The 688-nt window shown below is 69.2% G+C and carries 1 protein-coding gene; it reads left to right on the forward strand.

The window, feature by feature from the left end; translation table 11 throughout:
* On the forward strand, positions 1 to 688 hold a 688-nt coding region (locus ACXJLU_RS33500), incomplete at both ends, for a choice-of-anchor D domain-containing protein (RefSeq protein WP_457338032.1).

Here is a 688-nt window from a genome sequence, read left to right on the forward strand (position 1 = left end):
GTCGTGGCAGGGCCAGCCGGGCAACGTGACGTACTGCCAGCCGGGCACCACCGTGCTGGCGCCCGGTGCGTCGTGCCAGACCTTCTTCGGCACCGGTGCCCAGGCGACGCCGGGTTCGTACACCGCTGTCGACCAGATCAGCTACCAGGTGGCGGGCGCTGCGGGCACGACCTACACGGTGCAGCAGAGCTACGGTTTCTCGGTGGCGACCACCACGCCGAATGTGAGCAGCCTGGCGTTCGGCAACGTGGCCGTGAACACGACGAGCGCGGCGCAGAACTTCACGCTGACCAACAACGCGACGAACGGAGGGACGCTCGCGAACCTGTCGATCACGCTGGCGGGCACGAAGCCCGGCGACTACGCGCTGACGCACACTTGCGGCAGCGCCCTCGCGGCGGGAGCAGCCTGCACGGTGACGGTGAGCTTCAAGCCGACGGCCATCGCCAACGGCATCGGTGCGAGCGTGCAGGTGCTGGGCTCGTACCCGCGAATGCAAGCTGGGGTCAATGTCGGCGTCGTCAACGCGAACGGCGTGAACCTGTCGATCCCGGTGGCCGGCAACGGCACCGGCACGGCGGCCACGCTGACCTCGGCCGCGAGCCTCATCGTGCCCGCGACGTGGTACGGCGGTGGAACGCAGACGGTGACCGCCACCTACCGCAACGACGGCAACCTGCCGATGACG

This window comes from Rhizobacter sp. P5_C2, from assembly GCF_054049715.1.